The organism is Streptosporangium sp. NPDC049046, assembly GCF_040649155.1.
Taxonomy (GTDB): Bacteria; Actinomycetota; Actinomycetes; order Streptosporangiales; family Streptosporangiaceae; genus Streptosporangium.
This window is the reverse complement of the sequence record NZ_JBEZEZ010000024.1, coordinates 80,992-100,106: the sequence shown is the minus strand read 5'-3', so window position 1 is coordinate 100,106 and position 19,115 is coordinate 80,992. Positions and strand designations below refer to the sequence as shown.

General features: G+C 70.0%; 19 protein-coding genes. 13 read left to right on the top strand and 6 right to left on the bottom strand.

The window, feature by feature from the left end:
• Positions 1 to 10: 10 nt before the first annotated feature.
• Together AB0B96_RS29775 and AB0B96_RS29770 are read left to right on the top strand one after the other, a co-directional pair.
• A complete protein-coding gene (locus AB0B96_RS29775) occupies positions 11 to 466 on the top strand; it encodes an excisionase family DNA-binding protein (protein WP_362519972.1) in 456 nt (151 codons plus the stop codon).
• Positions 467 to 468: 2 nt separating this feature from the next.
• Positions 469 to 1,023, top strand: coding sequence for a PIN domain-containing protein (locus AB0B96_RS29770; protein ID WP_362903909.1), 555 nt, complete (start codon positions 469 to 471; stop codon positions 1,021 to 1,023).
• Between the two features lie 450 nt (positions 1,024 to 1,473).
• Here the strand turns inward: AB0B96_RS29770 and AB0B96_RS29765 are convergent, their stop codons facing one another.
• Complete coding sequence (locus AB0B96_RS29765) at positions 1,474 to 2,772, bottom strand: helix-turn-helix transcriptional regulator (protein ID WP_362903907.1); 1,299 nt, start codon at positions 2,770 to 2,772, stop codon at positions 1,474 to 1,476.
• Positions 2,773 to 2,947: 175 nt separating this feature from the next.
• Here AB0B96_RS29765 and AB0B96_RS29760 point away from each other — a divergent pair, with 175 nt between their 5' ends.
• Genes AB0B96_RS29760 through AB0B96_RS29750 form a run of 3 tightly spaced genes read left to right on the top strand, consistent with a single transcriptional unit; the run spans position 2,948 to position 4,342 of the window.
• Complete coding sequence (locus AB0B96_RS29760; RefSeq protein ID WP_362903905.1) at positions 2,948 to 3,688, top strand: hypothetical protein; 741 nt, start codon at positions 2,948 to 2,950, stop codon at positions 3,686 to 3,688.
• The gene (locus tag AB0B96_RS29755) at positions 3,685 to 4,107 is read left to right on the top strand and encodes a hypothetical protein (protein WP_362903903.1); all 423 of its coding nucleotides are present in this window, start codon (positions 3,685 to 3,687) and stop codon (positions 4,105 to 4,107) included. The genes AB0B96_RS29760 and AB0B96_RS29755 overlap by 4 nt, the downstream gene beginning before the upstream one ends.
• Positions 4,091 to 4,342, top strand: coding sequence for a hypothetical protein (locus tag AB0B96_RS29750; protein ID WP_350942354.1), 252 nt, complete (start codon positions 4,091 to 4,093; stop codon positions 4,340 to 4,342). Before AB0B96_RS29755 ends, AB0B96_RS29750 begins: the two co-directional genes overlap by 17 nt.
• Before the next feature lie 178 nt (positions 4,343 to 4,520).
• On the opposite strand, the gene AB0B96_RS29745 is transcribed toward AB0B96_RS29750, so the two are convergent.
• Entirely contained in the window at positions 4,521 to 5,714 is a 1,194-nt protein-coding gene (locus tag AB0B96_RS29745; RefSeq protein WP_350942355.1) for an ROK family transcriptional regulator, read from the bottom strand.
• A gap of 78 nt (positions 5,715 to 5,792) precedes the next feature.
• On the opposite strand from AB0B96_RS29745, the gene xylA reads away from it, so the two are divergent.
• The 6 genes from xylA (at position 5,793) to AB0B96_RS29715 (ending at position 12,772) form a co-directional block, all read left to right on the top strand.
• Positions 5,793 to 6,944, top strand: coding sequence for a xylose isomerase (gene xylA, locus AB0B96_RS29740; RefSeq protein ID WP_362903901.1), 1,152 nt, complete (start codon positions 5,793 to 5,795; stop codon positions 6,942 to 6,944).
• Complete coding sequence (gene xylB / locus AB0B96_RS29735) at positions 6,941 to 8,323, top strand: xylulokinase (protein WP_362903899.1); 1,383 nt, start codon at positions 6,941 to 6,943, stop codon at positions 8,321 to 8,323. Before xylA ends, xylB begins: the two co-directional genes overlap by 4 nt.
• A gap of 396 nt (positions 8,324 to 8,719) precedes the next feature.
• Complete coding sequence (locus AB0B96_RS29730) at positions 8,720 to 9,370, top strand: DUF998 domain-containing protein (protein ID WP_362903897.1); 651 nt, start codon at positions 8,720 to 8,722, stop codon at positions 9,368 to 9,370.
• Positions 9,371 to 9,509: 139 nt separating this feature from the next.
• On the top strand, positions 9,510 to 11,756 hold the full coding sequence (locus AB0B96_RS29725) for an ATP-binding protein (protein WP_362903895.1): 2,247 nt from the start codon (positions 9,510 to 9,512) through the stop codon (positions 11,754 to 11,756).
• 258 nt (positions 11,757 to 12,014) lie between these two features.
• Positions 12,015 to 12,404, top strand: coding sequence for a roadblock/LC7 domain-containing protein (locus tag AB0B96_RS29720; RefSeq protein ID WP_350942366.1), 390 nt, complete (start codon positions 12,015 to 12,017; stop codon positions 12,402 to 12,404).
• Complete coding sequence (locus AB0B96_RS29715) at positions 12,401 to 12,772, top strand: DUF742 domain-containing protein (protein ID WP_362518451.1); 372 nt, start codon at positions 12,401 to 12,403, stop codon at positions 12,770 to 12,772. The genes AB0B96_RS29720 and AB0B96_RS29715 overlap by 4 nt, the downstream gene beginning before the upstream one ends.
• 82 nt (positions 12,773 to 12,854) lie before the next feature.
• Here AB0B96_RS29715 and AB0B96_RS29710 read toward each other — a convergent pair whose 3' ends face one another.
• The 4 genes from AB0B96_RS29710 to AB0B96_RS29695 form a co-directional block, all read right to left on the bottom strand.
• Positions 12,855 to 13,430 (bottom strand): ATP/GTP-binding protein, encoded by a 576-nt coding sequence (locus AB0B96_RS29710; RefSeq protein ID WP_350942370.1) that lies wholly within the window; start codon positions 13,428 to 13,430, stop codon positions 12,855 to 12,857.
• Complete coding sequence (locus tag AB0B96_RS29705; RefSeq protein WP_350942372.1) at positions 13,411 to 13,758, bottom strand: DUF742 domain-containing protein; 348 nt, start codon at positions 13,756 to 13,758, stop codon at positions 13,411 to 13,413. Before AB0B96_RS29705 ends, AB0B96_RS29710 begins: the two co-directional genes overlap by 20 nt.
• A gap of 67 nt (positions 13,759 to 13,825) precedes the next feature.
• Positions 13,826 to 14,233, bottom strand: a complete 408-nt coding sequence (locus AB0B96_RS29700; RefSeq protein WP_344914882.1) for a roadblock/LC7 domain-containing protein — start codon at positions 14,231 to 14,233, stop codon at positions 13,826 to 13,828.
• Positions 14,230 to 16,767: a nitrate- and nitrite sensing domain-containing protein gene (locus tag AB0B96_RS29695; RefSeq protein ID WP_362903892.1), complete on the bottom strand. Its 2,538-nt coding sequence runs from the start codon at positions 16,765 to 16,767 to the stop codon at positions 14,230 to 14,232. Before AB0B96_RS29695 ends, AB0B96_RS29700 begins: the two co-directional genes overlap by 4 nt.
• A 120-nt stretch (positions 16,768 to 16,887) precedes the next feature.
• Between AB0B96_RS29695 and AB0B96_RS29690 the strand changes: the two genes are divergently transcribed.
• Positions 16,888 to 17,694: an SDR family NAD(P)-dependent oxidoreductase gene (locus AB0B96_RS29690; protein ID WP_350942376.1), complete on the top strand. Its 807-nt coding sequence runs from the start codon at positions 16,888 to 16,890 to the stop codon at positions 17,692 to 17,694.
• A 336-nt stretch (positions 17,695 to 18,030) separates the two neighbouring features.
• On the top strand, positions 18,031 to 19,059 hold the full coding sequence (locus AB0B96_RS29685; RefSeq protein WP_362903889.1) for an acyltransferase family protein: 1,029 nt from the start codon (positions 18,031 to 18,033) through the stop codon (positions 19,057 to 19,059).
• Positions 19,060 to 19,115: the final 56 nt, after the last annotated feature.

The window sequence follows — 19,115 nt, the reverse complement described above, 5'->3', positions numbered from 1 at the left end:
AGGTACGGCGATGACAGATGTGCAGGCCAAGCGAGTGCAACCCGGAAGCATCGATGCTGAGATGGCCGGCCGTGCCGTGCGCCGCATCAAGGACTACCTCATGCGATCTCACGAGCAGCCGGTCATCCGTGTCGTCGGCGAACATGGTGCGGAGGACCCGCTGATCTTGCCTCGGGAAGCCGTAAGTCTGCTCGCCTTCATTCTCGCCCAGGCGGCCGAAGGGCGGGGAGTGACAGTCATCCCCTCTCACGCCGAGCTGACGACACAGCAGGCGGCGGACATGCTGAATGTCTCACGTCCCTACCTGATCAAGCTACTGGAGGAGGGGGAGATTCCCTTCCGCCTGGTTGGTAAGCACAGGCGCGTCACATGCGAAGACCTTCAGGAGTACAAGCGCCGCGATGACGCCAGGCGTCGTACGGCTGCCGATCAACTTGCCGCGCTAGGCCAGGAGCTAGGCATCTGAGCATGAGCTTTGTGGTGGTCTATGACGCGAATGTGCTTTATGGCAACACGCTTCGCGACCTGCTCATCCGCCTGGCCATGACAGGACGGCTCCAGGCCAAGTGGACCAGCAGGATTCTCGACGAAATGCAGCGCAACCTTGCGGCCAATCGTCCAGACATTCCGGAGGAGAAGCTGGGCAAGCTTCGCCTGCTCATGAACTCCGCAGTCCGAGACTGCCTGGTCGAGGGGTACGAACCCCTTGTCGAAGGGCTGAAGCTACCCGACCCGGATGACCGGCATGTGCTTGCTGCGGCGATCAAAGTAGGAGCACAGGTCATCGTCACGTCAAATCTCAGGGACTTTCCTTCGGAACACTTGGCGCCCTGGGAGATCGAGGCCAAGTCTCCCGATGACTTCGTGCTGAACCAGATCGAGTTCGATGGACGAGTGATCTGGGCCTGTATTCAGCAGATCGCGGACTCGCGGGTGAACCCGCCGGAGGCCGTGGACGATGTGCTCGACGCTTTGGAGAAAGCAGGTCTGGTCGAGTCGGTCGCCGCCCTCCGAGCTGGTTAGCGGGTCGTCGAGGCTGAGGTGACAGTGAGAATGATTTGCTGCCTGAAGCGAACCGCTACCACCGGCAAGACCTGTTTCAGGTGCCGAACGGCTACTGCGACGCCGGTGGCGCCGGTGTGAGCTGCCCCGTCGGCCTGACCTCCGGTGAGGCCTGGCCCGGATTTCACCGGCCGCCGGACACTGATGACACACCGCCGGTGTCTGGGCTAAGGGGGGAACCTCAGGGCGAGACTGCGCATGCTGGTTCGCCTGCGAAGGTCCAGTGCCCGGCCGATGTGGGTCACGGCAACGGCCGTATGTTGACCGCTATGGCGCGACAGCTCCAGGTAACGGCCTCCAATGACACCGGCTAGCTCGGCCGCGTCGAAGTAGGTGATCCAGTCGGGATCGGGATCCCCTACGCAGATCGTGCCGAATGCGTCCTCGGCAGCGGTGGTTGTCCATCGGCGACTATGTTGCGACCTTGGTGGACAGAACTTCACGGAACTCGCCGACGGCCGGGCGGTCCTGCTGGTCGAGCGGGATGGCGCGCAGCAGCATTCGTCCGGTCTCGATGATGTGGTTGCTGCAGTAGGCGACAGGGAGAGGATCTATCACCGTCGCTGCTCGGCGGACCCCCTCGTCGATCGCGCCCTGGACGACCGTGCAGAGCGCCTCGTGCAGAGCGATGTTGGCCCGGTACTGGTAATTGCAGGTCAACCTGAGCACGTTCTCCCGGGCTGTGCCCGCCCTGGCCTCGTCGCCCGCACCGGCATAGACCCAGCTCTGTGTGAAGTAGATCTGGTTCTCTTTCCAGAAGCCGAGCGAATCCCCGCGGTCCCCCTTCTCCGTCAGCTCGACAACGGCGTCCAACGTCTCACGCGCCTCGGCATGTCTGCCGAGCAGCGAGAGGGCCTTCGCCCGGGTGGTCAGCAAGTCGACGGAGAGACCGCCGGCGACCTGCTCCGCGTTGCCGACGAGGCGCATGACCGTCTCCGGGGCGCGCTGCCCATAGAGCCCGTGCCCGGCCTCCTCTGAGCGGACCAGGAGACGCACCTCCCGGTCCCCGGAGACATCGGCCGCGCTCCGTCCGGTACGCCACCAACGGACAGCGGCTCCATGGTCGCCCAGTCGGGTCAGCGCGTTGGCGTGAATGCTGGACAGCACGGCCAGGGTCCGCTGCAGCTCGATCACCTCGGCGGGAGATGACACCTCCATCTGCCGCCGTACCGTGAGCAGGTCGATGATGAGATCGGCCGCCACCTGTGCGGGCGGCCTGGTGCGGAGCGCGTGCAGGTGGTCGGCGGCGGATATCTCCCACTCCTCGCCGCTTCGGAAACCATGGTCGAGGGACAGTTCGAGGAGTTGGCGAACCGGCTCACCGGAGACGCCAAATATCCCAATTCCGGCACTGGCCGCGGCAATCTGTAAAAGCCTTCGACGTTCCATGTCGTCTCCATCTGGTGCCTTCCGGATGAAAATACCCTCGGATGGCATCACCAATTCATCGGCATTCGGTGGATTTGCGAACAACTCCCTCTCGGGAACCTCGAAGATCTGAGCGAGCAGCGCAGGATAGGGCTCGTTCGGCCGATGCTTACCGGCTTCCCAGGCGCGGACCATGCGGGTCAATGATTCTTGAGTCGGCAGGTGTTCCCTGGTACGGCCGCCGGCGGCGTCGATCAACCGCCGAGCCATGTCCTTCAAGGACCATTCGCGCGACTGCCGCTCTTCGCGCAATCGAACGGCCCACACAGGAAGATCGTTCATGTGCGCACCTCAAAGGCACAGGGGATGAGGGGGGGATATCCCCCCCTCATCCGAAGTATCCTCTGTTGCTGAGTGGTCACGGAGCGTTTTCATGGAGCCCCCATGAAAAGGCGGAGCCCGCCCATGGCACTGCACGCCAGGACGGGCTTCTTGATCAGGAAATGAGTCCTGCCCCGTGAACAACTTTAATGCTCCGGTTCTCGACCGGACTGCGGCGAACGACTGCCGCTGCTTCGCCGACGTGCCGCCGCTGCCGATGGGCTGCGCCGAGTGCGGACACGCCCCCTACGCCCACGGCTGCCCCGGCCGACCCAGCGATCACGAGTACGCGCAGCCGACCGGTGCGCTGATGGCGATGCGTCTGGAGGCGCGCCGCACCGGCACGCGACCCTTCCCTCTCGTCGAGCGGCCCGTCACCACGGCGCCCGCCGAGGTCATCCCCCTGGTGCCCGCGCCCCGCCACTCCACCTCACCCGCCTCCATCCCGGACGTTCCCGCCGCGCCCGCGCCACCGCCCATTCGGACACCACACCCCACCCCTCGCCCAACCGCGCGGCCCGCTGCCGCACCACCCCGCCGCGACGACGCCCGTGTCGCCCGGCGTCCCGCACCCCGGCCGGTCGAGTCCGGACAGGACCGCGCGACCCGCCTCGCGCTCGCCCGCGACCCCCTCGCCCGCCGCCGAGCCCGCATCGCGGCCCGCGCCCACGAGCACAGCACTCCACCCCCGACCATGAGCCAACCGCCCACCCGGCCGCCGCTCACCCTGCTGCCGGCCCCTCCCGACCACCAACACCAAACCTCCTGGCCCAATCCCGCCCTCACTTCCGGCCAAGTCCGCTACTTCCCAAACGCCCCCGCACCCAGCCCTCACGAGCCCAGTTGTCACGAGCGCCGACAGCAGGTCGCGGCATGAACACCACCCCACGCGACCCCATGAGCAGGCGCGGCGGCGCGGCTCCTTCCCACATCCCCGCCGCCGCGCCACCACCCCACACCCAGGCCGTAGCACGAGCCCAAGACCTCGCCACCATCCTCAACGAGGTGCACGGCGTCTCAGCCGACATCCACCACCTGCGCTCCGGCAACGCCATCGTCTCCGTCTTCCTCGGCCTGCTCGCCTACAGCGACGGCGAGAGATTCTGGTGGACCAGCCCCGTACTCGACCGATTCGGCGACCACCTGCTCAGCGCCGCCTCAGACCCGGCCACAGCCGCCGAACGCCTCGCCGCGCACTACCGGATCCTGCGCGTCCGCCCCGCCGCCAGCCTCCTGGAGAGCGAACTACCACTACTCACCGACACGACCCCGGCAGAGCATGTTGTCCCGCGCTGACGCCGACGCCGCACGCGCCGCCCGGCAAGTACAGGATCACGCCCCCACCTGGTGCGTCATCTGGAGCCTGCGCTTTCGCCGGTTCGAAGCCTGGGAGTGCACCGACCCGGCCCAGTGCCGCACGGTCCACGCCACCAGCGCCGCCGAACTGTGGGACCGGATGCAACAGATAGACCTCGACCTGTGGCGTACCCGGCCCCGAGGTGACCGGACCGAGCCGACCACGGCTCCATGAACGGCGCGGCGGCACGGCGACCAGCCTCCCGTGCCGTCGCGCTCCCCACCTCCTGCGGGCGGTGGCGCACAACCAGGGGTCGCCCGCAGGGTCGGACACGACCAGGCGGCTCATCAGGGCGCGGATGGTCTTTCTCAACGAGGGGAGACGAGGGAAACGCGGGGAAGGGGAAAAGTGCTCAACCGCGAGGTGCGCGGGAGTCGAGGTCGGGGGCGGGGGTGGCGAGGTGGATCCAGGGGTCGGCGATGACCCGGTGGATGACCTGGCCCGCGGCGCCCAGGGTGGCGGCGTCGCCGCCGAGGCGGGAGACGGTCAGCTCGGGGACGGCGCGGCGCATCACGCCCAGTCGCGAGGTCATCGTCTCGTGCGTGGTGCCTCGGATCCATGGGAACAGGGGGGCGAACACCCCGCCCAGCACGATGGTCCCCGGGTCCATCAGGTGCACCGCGGAGGTGAGGGCGACGCCGAGCGCCTGGCCGGCGCGTTCGCAGGCCTCCAGCGAGGCGGGCTCGCCCGCTTGGAGGCGCCCCAGCAGGGTGGTCACCCCGTCGGGGACCCCGGCGAGTCCGGCGGCCCTCAGCAGCGCGTCCTGTCCGGCGTACTGCTCCAGGCATCCCCGGCCGCCGCAACGGCAGGCGGGGCCTTCGGGGGAGACGACCACGTGGCCCAGTTCCCCGGCGAGGCCGCTGGCGCCGCGGAACAGGGTCCCGCCGACCACCAGGCCCGCGCCGATGCCGATCTCCCCCGACACGTGCAGGAAGTCGCCGGGGACGGAGCCGAACCAGCGCTCGCCCAGGGCGGCGAGGTTGGCCTCGTTGTCCAGCGTGACGGGGAAGTTCAGCAGTTCGGAGACGCGGACGTCGTGCCAGCCGAGGTTGGGGGCCGTGTGGACGAGCCCGTCCTCCACAGGGCCGGGGACCGCGAGGGTCGATCCGGCGATGGTGAGGCCCTCCGCGCGAGCTTCGTCCACAGCCCTGTGGGCAAGTTGTTCCAGGTGGGACAGGGTTTCCACAGGCGAGACACTGCGGTTGTCCACAGCCTGTGTATATCTGAGCCGCACCGCGAGGGTGAGATCGACCACACAGGCGGACAGATAGTCGACGTTGATCTCCAGGCCGAGCGCGGCGACCCGCTGCCCGCTGAGCGCGACGGCCGTGCCGGGCCGTCCCCGCTCGCCGTCCCTGAGCGCGCCGGACTCGGCGACCATGCCCGCCTCGATCAGGTCGCCGACCATCTTCGACACCGTGGTCTTGGTCAGCCCGGTGATCTCGGCCAGTGCGGCCCGGCTGATCGGACCGCTCCTGCGTACCTCGCTGAGGACCACACCCAGGTTGCGGGCGCGCATCGAATTGTGGCGTACAGCCTGTGTCATGGAGCATCCACCTCTTGACGATCCCACCACCTCGATCCATATTAAGTCCATAAAGTGGATTAAATCGGAGGAACGCAGATGAGCGCCTACACCCCCAAGCCCGAAGACCGCTTCACTTTCGGGCTGTGGACCGTCGGCTGGCAGGCCCGCGACCCCTTCGGGGACGCGTCCAGGGCCCCGTTGGACCCGGTGGAGAGCGTCCACCGGCTCGCCGAGCTCGGCGCGTACGGCGTCACCTTCCACGACGACGACCTCCTCGCCGTCGAGCCCGACCGTGACAGGGCCATCGCGAACTTCAAGAAGGCGCTGGCCGAGACCGGGCTCAAGGTTCCGATGGCCACCACGAACCTGTTCACCCACCCCGTCTTCAAGGACGGCGGATTCACCAGCAACGACCGCGACGTCCGCCGCTACGCGCTGCGCAAGGTCATCCGCAACGTCGACCTCGCCGCCGAGCTCGGCGCGACCACCTACGTCTGCTGGGGCGGGCGCGAGGGCGCCGAGTCCGGGGCCGCCAAGGACATCAAGGCCGCGCTCAGCCGCTACAAGGAGGGCATGGACCTGCTCACCTCGTACGTGATCGAGCAGGGCTACGACATCAGGTTCGCCATCGAGCCCAAGCCGAACGAGCCCCGGGGCGACATCCTGCTCCCGACCATCGGCCACGCCCTCGCGTTCATCAACGAGCTTGAGCACTCCGAGCGCGTCGGCCTCAACCCCGAGGTGGGCCACGAGGAGATGGCCGGGCTCAACTTCGCGCACGGCATCGCGCAGGCGCTCTGGCACGGCAAGCTCTTCCACATCGACCTGAACGGCCAGCACGGTCCCCGCTACGACCAGGACCTGATCTTCGGCCACGGCGACGTGAAGAACGCCTTCTTCCTGGTCGACCTGCTGGAGAACGGCGGCTACGACGGCCCCAGGCACTTCGACTACAAGCCGCTGCGCACCGAGGACTCCGAGGACGTCTGGGTCTCCGCCGCGGCCAACATGCGCACGTACCTGATCCTGAAGGAGAAGGTGGCGGCGTTCCGCGCCGACCCCGAGGTCGCCGAGGCGCTCGCCGCGAGCAAGGTCGCCGAGCTCTCCGAGCCGACGCTCGCCCCCGGCGAGACGATCGCCGACCTGAACCGCGACGAGTTCGACCTCGACGCGGTGGCGGCGCGCGGCTTCCACTTCACGCGCCTCAACCAGCTCGCGATGGACTACCTCCTCGGAGTCCGCGGATGACACTGGTGGCCGGGGTCGACTCGTCGACCCAGAGCTGCAAGGTGGTGATCAGGGACGCCCGCACGGGCGCCCTGGTCCGCCAGGGACGCGCGACCCACCCCGAGGGCACCGAGGTCGACCCCGAGGCGTGGTGGCAGGCGCTCCAGGAGGCGCTGGCACAGGCGGGCGGGCTGGACGGCGTCGAGGCGATGAGCATCGGCGCGCAGCAGCACGGCATGGTCTGCCTGGACGAGTCCGGCGAGGTCGTCAGGAAGGCGCTGCTGTGGAACGACACCCGTTCCGCCGGAGCCGCCGCCGACCTGGTGAAGGAGCTGGGCGGCCCCGAGGTCTGGGCCGAGGCGGTCGGCAGCGTGCCGGTCGCGTCGTTCACGGTGACCAAGCTCCGCTGGCTGGCCGAGCACGAGCCGGAGTCCGCCCACCGTACGGCGAGGGTGTGCCTGCCGCACGACTGGCTCACCTGGCGGCTGGGCGGGGAGTTCGTCACCGACAGAGGTGACGCGTCGGGCACCGGCTACTGGTCGCCCGCGACCGGCGCCTACCGGACCGACCTCCTCCAGGGGGCCTTCGGCACCCTACCGGGCCTGCCCGAGGTGCTGGGTCCCCGCGACTCCGCGGGCGAGGTACGGCCCGCGGCCGGTGTCCCCGGTGCGAACGCGGTGCGGCTCGCGCCGGGTACGGGCGACAACATGGCGGCGGCCCTCGGGGTCGGCGCCCTGCCCGGGGACGTGGTGGTGTCGATCGGGACGTCCGGGACGGCCTTCGCGGTCGCCGAGAGCCCGATCGCCGACCCGACCGGTTCCGTGGCCGGGTTCGCCGACGCCACGGGGCGGTTCCTCCCGCTGGTGGCCACGCTCAACGCCGCCAGGGTGCTCGACGCCGCCGCGCGGGTGCTCGGAGTCGGTCTGGACGAGCTCGGCAGGCTGGCGCTCGAAGCGCCCTCGGGGGCCGGAGGACTTGTCCACGTCCCCTACCTGGAGGGCGAGCGCACCCCGAACCTGCCCACCGCCACGGGCTCGCTGCACGGGCTGACGCTGGCCACCTCCACCCCGGCGCACCTCGCCAGGGCGGCGGTGGAGGGCATGCTCTGCCATCTCGCCGACGCCTTCGACGCCCTCGGGCTCGACCCGGCCAGGGTGCTGCTCATCGGCGGAGGCGCGAAGTCCGAGGCCGTACGGCGGATCGCCCCCGCGGTCTTCGGGCGGCCGGTGGTCGTCCCCGAGCCGGGGGAGTACGTCGCCGACGGTGCGGCGAGGCAGGCCGCCTGGCTGCTCGGCGGCGACGAGCCGCCGGCCTGGGAGGCGGGCAAGGTCGAGCACTACGAGGCCGATCCCGCGCCCGAGGTCAGGGCACGCTACGCCGAGGTCCGCGGCCTCGGCTGAGACACGGACACGGCGACCACACGGTCGTGGCCCCCACCACACGACCGTGACTGCTCCCACCGCGCGGATCCGCGGTGGAGCAGCCGATACGGGTACGCGGTTCGCGCCGCGTACCGCGAGGATCCACGGCCGCGTAGCCGGACACGGGGCACGCGGCCGTGGTTCACACCGCGAGGATCCGCGAGGATCCGCGAGGATCCGCGAGGATCCGCGACAGTGCGGCCGGATGCGGGCGCACCGACGCGGTTCGCACGGGACGGTTCGCCGCCTCCGAACAGGAGGCGGCGAACCGCGTACCGGGACCGTTTCGGGGCGAGGGCTCTCAGGGGCGCCTCAGGGTCGGATCAGGGATGCCGCCGGATGTCTGAAACATCCTCTGGCGGACAGTCTTAGCGCATGCTCGCGTCGAAGAGGCTCTACCCCCTGATCGCATGTGCCGCGATCGTCGTCGCCGTCGTGGCCGCCGTCACGGGACTGACCGAACCGGTCCTCTCCCCGAACCCGCTCGATCTGACGATCGGTGAGTACGCCGCCCTGGACCGCACCGGAGCCGCCGGGCTCGCGATGGCGGCGCTGGGGATCGCGGCCTTCGCGGTGGTCGCCGGGCTGCGGGCCGTGGGGGCGCCGGTGGACGCCTTGGCCGAGCGGCTGATGCTGGCCTGGGGTGCGGGGCTCGTCGTCCTCGCGGTGCTGCCCGCCGCGCTTCCCGCCACGGGGACGGACCTGATCGCCCAGACGTACCGCTACCTGTCGGTCGCCGTGCTGGCGGCGGTGCCCGCGGCGGGTGGCCTGACGGTGGCGCGGTTCGCCGAGGACGAGCGGTGGCGGCCGACGGCCAGGCCGGTGGAGTGGCTCACGCTGGCCGGGGGTTTCGGGCTGCTGGCGCTCGTCTACGTGATGCTTCCCGGGCAGGGGATGTTCGTCGGTCTCGTCGAGTGGTCGCTGCTCGGCGCCGAGGTCGCGCTGGTCGGAGTGCTCGCCGTCCGGCTCGCGCGGCTGACGTGGGCGCGGGGCGCCGCTCACGCCTCACGCGCCGCCCTCGGCTGACTCATTCACTTCTGGAAACTCTTTCATCACATGTCACGAATAGGCTACAAATAGGGGGAGCCGCCAGTGCTATTGTCGTCGGCGATCTAGAGATTGCCCGGTCTCCCCGGGCGCTCCGAGAGCAAGCCGTTGAGGTGACATGGCAGCGAGCAGGTCCATCCGGTTCAAGGTCTCGGTGCTGTTGGTCATCCCCCTCGTCTCACTGGTCGGGGTGTGGGGCTTCGCGGCGGCCGTGACGGTCGGCGACTCGATGAGCCTGCTCTCCCTCAGCACGCTGTACGACTCCGTGGGCAAGCCCGCCGGAGAGCTCGGCGCGGCGGTCCAGCGTGAGCACCTCCTGTCGGCCGACTACCTGGCCACCCGCTCCGCCGCGGACCGCGACACCCTCGCGAGCCAGCGCCTCGTCACCGACCAGGCCCGTGACCGCCTGCGCCGGCAGACGACAGTCGGGGTGGCGCAGACGGCGATGTCCGACGAGATGAAGGCGCGTCACGCCGAGCTGATGCGCCAGGTGGACGGGCTCGACGCGATCCGCGCCAGGATCGACACCGGGCGGATCGGCCCGGTGGGCCTCACCGAGGAGTTCGGCCGGGTGCCCGACGCCCTGCGCCGGCTCTTCAACACCCTGAGCCTCAGCAACGACCTCCCGCTCTACCGCCAGTCGCGGGGCATCACGATGATCAACCAGGCCGTGGACGTGCTCAACCGCGAGCGGGCGCTCGTCGCGGGCCCGCTCGTGCTCGGAACCCCGATGACGGCGAGCGAGACGAGGCTGTTCGCCAAGCTCGCCGGAAACCGGGCCTTCCTCATGGAACAGGCGCTCCCCGACCTCTCCCCCGAGCTGCGCGCCCCCTTCTCCGAGCTGATCGCCTCCTCGGCGTACGCCCGCTTCACCGACCTGGAGAACCGCCTGCTCTCCGGCGTCTCCGAGGTGTCGTCCGCCGCCTGGCGCTCCGTCGGGGACGAGGTGGACGCCTCCTACCGGCGCTCCCTCGCGGCGGCCGTCCCCCTGCTGGTCGAGCAGGCCACGCCCGTGGCCGTCGGCGTCTTCGTCCGAGCCGGCGTCGTCGGGGTGCTCGGCCTCATCGCGGTCATCGCGTCGGTGCTGGTCTCGTACCGGATCGGCAGCGGGATCACCAGGGAGCTCGCCGACGTGCGGCGGGCCGCCGCCGACCTGGCGCAGGTGCGGCTCCCGAGGGTGATGGAGAAGCTGCGCCGCGGCGACAGGGTGGACGTGGAGGCGGAGGCGCCCGCGCTGAAGCCGTCGGGCAGCACGACGGAGGTCCACGACGTCGCCGCCGCCTTCAACAGCGTCCAGCGCAGCGCCCTGGACGCCGCGGTGGAGCAGGCCAGGCTGCGCGAGGGCGTCTCGCAGGCGTTCCGCAACCTCGCCCGCCGGAGCCAGTCGCTGCTGCAGCGCCAGCTCAAGCTGCTCGACGGCATGCAGAAGCAGGCCGAGGATCCCATCGCGCTGGACAACCTCTTCAGGCTCGACCACCTCACCACCCGCATGCGCCGCCACGCCGAGGGCCTGGTGATCCTGTCCGGCGGGGCGGCGGGCCGCAAGTGGCGCTCGGCGGTGCCGATGGAGGACGTGCTGCGCGGGGCGGCCGCCCAGGTCGAGGACTACACCCGGGTGCTGATCTACCCGACGGGCGGCACCACCCTGATCGGCAACGCCGCCGCGGACATGATGCACCTGTTCGCCGAGATCCTGGAGAACGCCACCGTCTTCTCCCCGCCGGCCAGCCCGGTCTCGGTACGGGGCGAGCTCGTCGCGCGAGGCTTCGCGGTCGAGATCGAGGACAGGGGACTCGGGCTGACCGACGAGAAGCTCGCCGCGATCAACGAGCGCCTGGCCAGCCCGCCGGAGTTCGACCCCGCCGACACCGACCGGCTGGGCTTCGCGGTGGTCGGCCTGCTGGCCGCCAGGTACGGGGTCGAGGTGACGCTGCGCGCCTCGCCGTACGGCGGCACGGGGGTGGTCGTCCTCATTCCCGAGAATCTGCTCGGCGACCCCGAGCCCGTCGAGGAGCCGCCGGTTCTCACCGTCATCGGCGCCCGGCCCGAGTCGGCGGAGCGGCGCTCGGAGATCGTCGTGGAGCGGGTGGACCGGACCGGTGACTCCGGCGAGGTCCCGATCCCCGCGGACCTGTGGCAGCCGGGGCGGCGCGGTGCCGACGGCCTGCCCCGCCGGGTGCGGCAGGCGAACATGCCGCCGCGCCAGGTGCGGGAGTCCCGCCCGTCGGAGAGCGCGCCCGGCTCGGCGTCCGGCTCGGAGGTCGAGGAACGGTCGCCCGAGGAGGCGAGGGCGCTGATGAGCGCCCTGCAGTCCGGCTGGCAGCGCGGACGCGCCGACGACGAGGACGGCGGTGCCGATCGATGAGGCGGGAGCGCGGGAGCGGAGCCGCGGGATCGGGTTCGCGGAGCCCCGCCCGGAGGTCTCGGGCGCGTCAGGGCGACGCCGGTGTGAGTGAAGTCGCGCCGGTTCGAATGCTTGGGAGTCACGCCGGTGTGAGCGAAGTCGCGCCGGTTCGGGTGCTTCGGAGTCACGCCGGTGGGAACGGATCGGCGGGAACGGATTTACCGAGCCGGTGGGGGCCGGCGGCAGGCGAGACCATCGCAGGGGAAGGGGTTTGACCACGTGCCGGGTGAGCTTCATTGGCTTCTGGATGACTTCGTCACGAGTGTGGCGGATGTCTCGCACGCACTGATCCTGTCCAACGACGGGTTGATGATGGCCTCGTCCCGAGCGTTGAGCAAGGAGGACGCCGAGCACCTGTCCGCGGTCGCCTCCGGCTTCCAGAGCCTCGCCAAGGGCACCAGCCTGCAGTTCGGCGGGGGCAGCGTGCGCCAGACGATGGTGGAGATGGACTCCGCGTTCCTGTTCGTCACCTCCGCGGGCCAGGGGAGCTGTCTCTCGGTCCTGACCACCGGTGCCGCGGATGTGGGTCTGGTCGCCTACGAGATGGCCCGCCTGGTCACCCGCGTCGGCCAACATCTGGCCACAAGCCCCCGGGTGGGGGGCCTGTGAAGGACGACGTCGAGTGGGTCGACGAGGAGGCGGGTCCCGTCGTCCGCCCCTACGCGATGACCGGCGGACGCACCCGGGCGTCGTCCTCCTCGCTCGACATGCTCGCGGTGGCGGTGGCGACGGGAGCGCCGGTCGCCTCGGGGGCGAACCTGGGCTCCGAGCACCGGCGGCTGCTCAACCTGGTCAAACGGGCACGCCCGATCGTGGAGATCGCCTCGGACGCGGGCCTGCCCATCGGCGTGATCAGGGTTCTCCTGGGCGACCTGCTGGACCAGGGCCTGATCCTGGTACGGTCGCCGCTTCCCGCCGCCTCCATGCCCCCGGAGAACCTCCTGAGGGAGCTGATCAGCGGCCTGCGCGCCCTGTGACGCCCTCCGCCCTCCGGCCCTGAGCGCCCGAGCCGGCGCCCGGCCCCGCCACGGGGGCCGGGTTGCACCTCGTCCGGCTTTCTCAGCTCTGGCTGGCCGTCAGCACCCTCAGCGAGTGCTCCACGAGCGTCACGAGCACCGTCTTCGCCGAGACGCGGCGCCGCACGTCGCAGAGCAGCACCGGCACGTCCACGTCGAGGTCCAGGGCGACGCGCACCTCCTCCGCGTCGTGCCGCTCGGCGCCGTCGAAGCAGTTGACGGCCACGATGAACGGCGTGCCGCGCTGTTCGAAGTAGTCGATCGAGGGGAAGCAGTCGGTCAGCCGCCGGGTGTCGGCGAGCACCACGGCACCCAGCGCGCCGTAGGACAGCTCGTCCCACATGAACCAGAAACGCTCCTGGCCGGGGGTGCCGAACAGGTAGACGACCAGCCCCTCCCTGATCGTGATGCGGCCGAAGTCCATCGCGACCGTGGTGGTGGTCTTGCCCTCGACGCCGTCGACGTCGTCGATGCCGATACCGCGGTCGGAGAGGACCTCCTCGGTGCGGAGCGGCCGGATCTCGCTGATGGCGCCCACGAGCGTGGTCTTGCCAACTCCGAAGCCACCCGCGATGAGTATCTTGAGGGCGACGGGTTCGTCAGAGGGCCCGAAGTCCATTGATCACTTCCTTGAGAATGCGCTCGCTCGCGGAGGCGCGCCCGATCGAGATGAGCTTGTGGTCCTGCAGGTCGCCGAGCAGGACCCGCACCACGCCGAGCGGCAGGTTGAGGTCCGAGGCGACGTCGGCGACCGAGGTCGGAGTGGTGACCATGGCGAGGATGCGTTCCTGTTCGGGGCTTGGGACGAACCCCCCGGTAGGAGCGCCACGGGTCGAGGTGACCATCGCGACCAGGTCCAGCTTGTCACCGGAGGAACGGGTGCGACCCCCGATGAGGGCGTACGGCCGGACGATGGGCCCGGCGTCCTCGTCCATCCAGTGGGTCATCCAGGCCTCCGGTACCGGGCTCGGGGATCCAGCGGTCCGCTGAAGACGCGGCTGACCGCTCCCCCCCTCATGAGAGACCTTGGCGTGGGTTGGTGGAGATGTGCTGGCCGACCCGCTTGACCAGCATCGCCATCTCGTACGCGATGTGACCGACGTCGGCGTCGGAACTGCTCAGCACGGCCAGGCAGGTGCCCTGCCCGGCGGCGGTGACGAACAGGAACGCCGACTCCATCTCCACGATGGTCTGGCGCACATCGCCTCCGCCGAAGTGACGTCCCGCCCCGCGCGCCAGGCTCTGGAACCCGGCGGCGACCGCGGACAGATGCTCGGCGTCCTCGCGCAGGAGCCCCTTCGAGAATCCGACGGCGAGCCCGTCGGTGGAGAGGATCACCGCCTGGCGCACCGCACCCACCCTGGTGGTCAAGTCGTCGAGGAGCCAGTTCAGCTCGCCGGTGTTGGTCAATTTTCCGGTCACTTGTCCCCCTTATCGCCTGTCGTATGGTGCGCGAAGTCATTGTCCTGCTCCTCGCGACCGCGTCGAGACCCCGCCTGGAAGGCGGAGAACAACGCGCGGGCCTCCTCCGGCGAACGCTCCTCGTTCGGTTCCGCGCTCGGCTCGGGTTCGGCGGGCCCGGTGGACTCCGTCTCCTGGCGGAGCTGAGGCGCCAGGTTCGCCTGCCGGATCCTGCGGGGCAGGCCGCCCGGCCCCTTGGGGGCCTGTGCGGCCGTCTGGCGCGTCGGACTGCCGTTGCCGCCCTTTTCCCCGGCGGGGGCCTCCCGGGGCGTCTCGTGGGACTCACGGGGCTCCTGAGGTGCCCCTCGGGGCGACGCCGTGGGAGGCGTCTCGCGTGAGGCTGTGTCCCATCCCGTGTCCCAGCCCGTCTCCCATCCGGGCTCCGGGCCCGCGGGTGGGGACGGTGTGCGGTCGGGCAGGTCCGACACCACGCTGAGAGAGGGGGCCGCGGGCTGCTCGGGCTGGGGCGGCCTCGGGGAGGTCTGCCTGTTCCTGCGCGGGAGTCCGTTGCCGCCGGCCGGAGGTGCGAGCGCTCCCGGCTGGGCGGGGACGTACGGCTCCGCCTGGCGCCCGGTGCCGCGCTCGGCGGGGGACGTCCGCTCCGCGGTGAGGGCGAGCGGCGGGTCCTGCTGGGCGATCACCGAGCGGGGGATGAGGACGATGGCCGTGGTACCGCCGAACGGCGAGCCGCGCAGGATTACCTGGATGCCGTGCCGCGAGGCGAGCTGGCCCACCACGAACAGGCCGAGCCTGTCGCTGTCCGCCAGGTCGAACTCCGGCGGGTTGGCGAGCCGCTCGTTGATCGCCTCGTACTCCGCGATGCTCAGGCCCAGGCCACGGTCCTCGACCTCGACGGCGAATCCGTTGGCCACGACGTCGCCGCGCACGGTCACCGCGGTCTGCGGCGGCGAGAAGATCGTGGCGTTCTCGATCAGTTCGGCCACCAGGTGGGTGATGTCGGCGACCGCGGCCCCGTCGAGCGAGATGTCGGGCACCGGCGTCACGCTGACCCGGGTGTAGTCCTCGACCTCGGCGATCGCGGCCCGCAGTACGTCGATCACCGGTACCGGCTTGCGCCACGACCGGCCGGGGGCGGCGCCGGACAGGATGATCAGGCCCTCCGCGTGCCGCCGCATGCGGGTGGTGAGGTGGTCCAGCCGGAACAGGTCCTGAAGGCTGTCGGGGTCGGTCGCCCGGCGCTGCATGCTGTCGAGCAGGGTGAGCTGGCGGTGCAGCAGGCTCTGCTTGCGCCTGGCCAGGTTCACGAAGACCTGGCTGACACCGCGCCGCAGGTTGGCCTGGCCGACGGCGGCCTCCACGGCGGTGCGCTGCACCGAGCCGAACGCGTGGGCCACGTCGTGCACCTCGGTCGAGCCGCCCGCCTGGATCGGCGGCGCCTCGGCACGTACGTCGACCTCCTCGCCGCGCCGCAGGCGGTCCACGACGTGGGGGAGCCGTACCTCCGCCAGATCCAGGGCGGCCGAACGGAGCCCGGCCAGCTCGGCGGCGAGGCGGCGGCCGAAGCGGACCGAGATGATGATCGACGCGACCACCGCGATCAGGCCGACGCCACCGGCGATCACGATCCGGGCCAGGACACCGGTGGCGACCCCCTGCGCCCGGTCCGCCAGGGCTTCGGCGGCGGCGAGGTTGACCTTGTCGAGCCAGGTCGTGAGCGCGTTCGTGGTCGCCTTCCACGCGCTCGCCTCCGGGGGAAGCCGGTCGCCGGCCGAGGAGATGATGACCTTCTCCAGGTCGGTGAACTTCTCGAAGGTGGCGGAGGCGAAGGTGTCGCGGTACTGCGTGCCCAGCTCGGGATCCAGCGCGGCCGCGCCCCGGTTGTGCAGGAAGCGCCGGGTGGCGACGTACTCGCCGAAGGCCCTGCGCTCCTCCTCCGACAGCCGCTTGTCGATCAGCGCCCCGCTGATCAGCGCGTTCTCCCTCGCGATCATCTCGTAGGCGTTGCCCATCCCCTGCATGGCCGAGGCCTGCTGGAAGATCGAGAGATCGGGCAGCGCGACCATCTGGTCGTACACCAGGAAGACCGAGTCGAGGATCTGGTTGTAGTTCGACAGCGCGCCCAGCCGCGTGTGCTGTCCGCTGTCGACGCCCGAGCGGATGCTGGGGAGCCTTTCGAGCCTGCGGACCAGCTCGCTCAGTGAGTTGTTCAGTTCCGGGTTGCCGGAATCCTCGGCCGCGGCCGCCTTGAACGCGCCGACCGCCTGGTCGGTGCGGGCGCGCTGCTCACCCATCCCGCTCGTGAGGACCCGGGAGCTGATCGCCACCGACGCCAGCGTCCGCTCGGCCTGGAGCTGCAGGCCCAGGTCCGTGGAGGTGACGCCCACCGTCTGGTACACGGTGTTCGACCTCAGCAGCGCGAGGCCGTCACCGACGGTGAGGTTGAGCACGAAGCCCCACAGCGCGCTCAACGACAACAGAGGCAGGAGCAGCAGCGAGAAAATCTTGAACCGAATCGAGCGGTTTCTAGAGCCCATGTCCACTCGTCCCAACCTCTGAGCGTGTGGAGGCCCGTGCCGCATTAGGGGTGATTACGCCTCCGGAAGATCGCACAGGAGACTAGCACCGAATAGGGTTTTTGCGCAGTGGAGGATCCGATGATTAGTGTGATTACCGGGGCTAGTGCCGGAATTGGTGCTGCTGCCGCGGTGGAGCTCGCGAGGCGCGGGCAGACCGTAGTTCTGGTCGGCCGTAATCCCGACAAGACGGCTCGGGTGGCAGAAAGGGTGCGGGAGGTCTCCGGGGTGCTCCCGGATACGTTTACCTGCGATTACACCCTTTTGGATGATGTGCGTAGTTTGGCAGCCGAACTGCTCTCCCGCTACGACCGGATTGACATCCTCGTCAACAACGCGGGGGTCATGACGACCGAGCGCACGTTCACGCGCGACGGCCACGAGACGATGATCCAGGTCAACCACCTCGCCCCCTTCCTGCTGACGAACCTGCTGCTCGAACGGGTCACCGGGCGGGTGATCACGACCAGTTCCCGCGCGGGCAAGACCGGGGGACTCGATCCCTCCGACCTCAACCGCGAACGGCGGCGCTGGAGCGGCTGGCTCCAGTACGGGGACACCAAACAGGCGGGAGCCCTGTTCACCGTGGAACTCGCCCGCCGCCTCCAGGACACCGAGGTGACCGCGACCTGCTTCCACCCCGGCGTGATCAAGACCGAGTTCGCCCCGTCGACGTTCATGATGTGGATGGTGAAGAACATCCCCGGCATGGGGCAGACCGTCGAGGAGGGGGCGAGCACCATGGTCCACCTCGCCACCCATCCGGACGGCGCCGCCCACCCCGGCCGCTACTTCGCCAAGAGCGCCCCCGCCGCCGTTCCGAAGAGGATGAGCGACCCCGCACTGGCCCGCGCCCTCTGGGACGCCAGCGCCGCCGCCGTCGCGTAACCGCCCACCCCCACGCGGCCCTCCCGACGGGCGGCCGCGCCACGCCCCACGACGTCGCGACCTGACCTCGCGACGGGCGTGCCCACGATGCGCTCTCGCGACCTGACCTCGCGACGGGCGTGCCCACGACGTACGTCCCCGCGACGGGCGCTTCACGCCCCAAGGTGTCGCGCGGGCGTGCCCACGACGTACGTCCTCGCGTGCACGGCGGGGATGTGGTCGAGGGAAGAACGGCAAGACGGTGGGCCGCACGTCCTCACGTACGCGGCGGGGATTTCCCCGCGCGTCACCGGGCGTTCGCCGGGTGTTGGGCGGGTCCGGTTACGGTCCCGGGCTGTGAGCGTCGCAACCCCGCTGCGGGCCGCCCTCCCGCCCGCCACGGCGAGGGACCCGTTCTTCGACAACGCCAAGTTTCTCGCGATCACCCTGGTCGTGTCCGGCCACCTGATCGAGGACCTGCGGGACGTTCCGGTCGCGCATGCCGCCTACTTCTTCGTGTACACGTTCCACATGCCGCTGTTCATCGTGCTGAGCGGCTACCTGTCACGAAATTTCACCTTCTCGTCCGGCAAGGCGCGCAAGCTGATCAGCACCCTCGCCGTCCCGTACGTGATCTTCGAGCTGCTCTACTCACTGCCGCGCCTCTTCCTGTACGGCAAGCTCGACATCAGCCTCCTCGACCCGTACTACCTGACCTGGTTCCTGATGTCGCTGTTCCTGTGGCGGCTGTCCACACCGGTCTGGCAGCAACTGCGATGGCCGCTCGTGGTCGCGGTCGGGCTGTCGCTGCTGTCGGGGATGAGCAGGCTCCCCGACGAGCTGTCGATGAACCGCACCCTCGGCCTGCTCCCGTTCTACGTACTCGGGCTCATGCTGCGGCCCGAGCACTTCGAGTGGCTCAGGAGGCGGTGGGTCCGGGTCGCGGGCGCGGTCACCCTCGCCGCAGGCGCGGCGCTCGCGCTCGCCACGCACACCGTGGTGAAGACCGAGTGGATCCGCTGGCGGCACGCCAACGACGCGATCGGGGTGGACGACCTCACCGGCAGCCTGATCCGCCTGGGCATGCTGGCGGCGGGGGCGGTGCTCGTGGCGGCGTTCCTCGCGGTCACCCCCTCCGTGCGCACCTGGTACTCGGGGCTCGGCATGGCGACCATGTACGCCTACCTTCTCCACGGCCTGGTGGTGAAGGTCGCCGAACGGTTCTACGGCGACTGGGCGCAGACCGTGCCCGGGGTGACGGCCGTGGCGCTCTTCGGGGTCGGGATCGCCGCCCTGCTGTGTACGGCGCCGGTGCGGCGCGTCACTCACTGGGCGGTCGAGCCCAGCATGAGCTGGGCCTTCACCAAACTGAGAAAGCCGGGCTGAGCGGCCCTTCCGATCGAAACCGACCGAGCACGAACCGCGACCGACCACGACCATGA

What these genes read in the sequence shown, in the direction of transcription:
- AB0B96_RS29775 (WP_362519972.1), top strand. Translation starts at nt 11, where the DNA reads ATGACAGATGTGCAGGCCAAGCGAGTGCAACCCGGAAGCATCGATGCT.
- AB0B96_RS29770 (WP_362903909.1), top strand. Translation starts at nt 469, where the DNA reads ATGAGCTTTGTGGTGGTCTATGACGCGAATGTGCTTTATGGCAACACG.
- AB0B96_RS29765 (WP_362903907.1), bottom strand. Translation starts at nt 2,772, where the DNA reads ATGAACGATCTTCCTGTGTGGGCCGTTCGATTGCGCGAAGAGCGGCAG.
- AB0B96_RS29755 (WP_362903903.1), top strand. Translation starts at nt 3,685, where the DNA reads ATGAACACCACCCCACGCGACCCCATGAGCAGGCGCGGCGGCGCGGCT.
- AB0B96_RS29750 (WP_350942354.1), top strand. Translation starts at nt 4,091, where the DNA reads ATGTTGTCCCGCGCTGACGCCGACGCCGCACGCGCCGCCCGGCAAGTA.
- AB0B96_RS29745 (WP_350942355.1), bottom strand. Translation starts at nt 5,714, where the DNA reads ATGACACAGGCTGTACGCCACAATTCGATGCGCGCCCGCAACCTGGGT.
- xylA (WP_362903901.1), top strand. Translation starts at nt 5,793, where the DNA reads ATGAGCGCCTACACCCCCAAGCCCGAAGACCGCTTCACTTTCGGGCTG.
- xylB (WP_362903899.1), top strand. Translation starts at nt 6,941, where the DNA reads ATGACACTGGTGGCCGGGGTCGACTCGTCGACCCAGAGCTGCAAGGTG.
- AB0B96_RS29730 (WP_362903897.1), top strand. Translation starts at nt 8,720, where the DNA reads ATGCTCGCGTCGAAGAGGCTCTACCCCCTGATCGCATGTGCCGCGATC.
- AB0B96_RS29725 (WP_362903895.1), top strand. Translation starts at nt 9,510, where the DNA reads ATGGCAGCGAGCAGGTCCATCCGGTTCAAGGTCTCGGTGCTGTTGGTC.
- AB0B96_RS29710 (WP_350942370.1), bottom strand. Translation starts at nt 13,430, where the DNA reads ATGGACTTCGGGCCCTCTGACGAACCCGTCGCCCTCAAGATACTCATC.
- AB0B96_RS29705 (WP_350942372.1), bottom strand. Translation starts at nt 13,758, where the DNA reads ATGACCCACTGGATGGACGAGGACGCCGGGCCCATCGTCCGGCCGTAC.
- AB0B96_RS29695 (WP_362903892.1), bottom strand. Translation starts at nt 16,767, where the DNA reads ATGGGCTCTAGAAACCGCTCGATTCGGTTCAAGATTTTCTCGCTGCTG.
- AB0B96_RS29690 (WP_350942376.1), top strand. Translation starts at nt 16,888, where the DNA reads ATGATTAGTGTGATTACCGGGGCTAGTGCCGGAATTGGTGCTGCTGCC.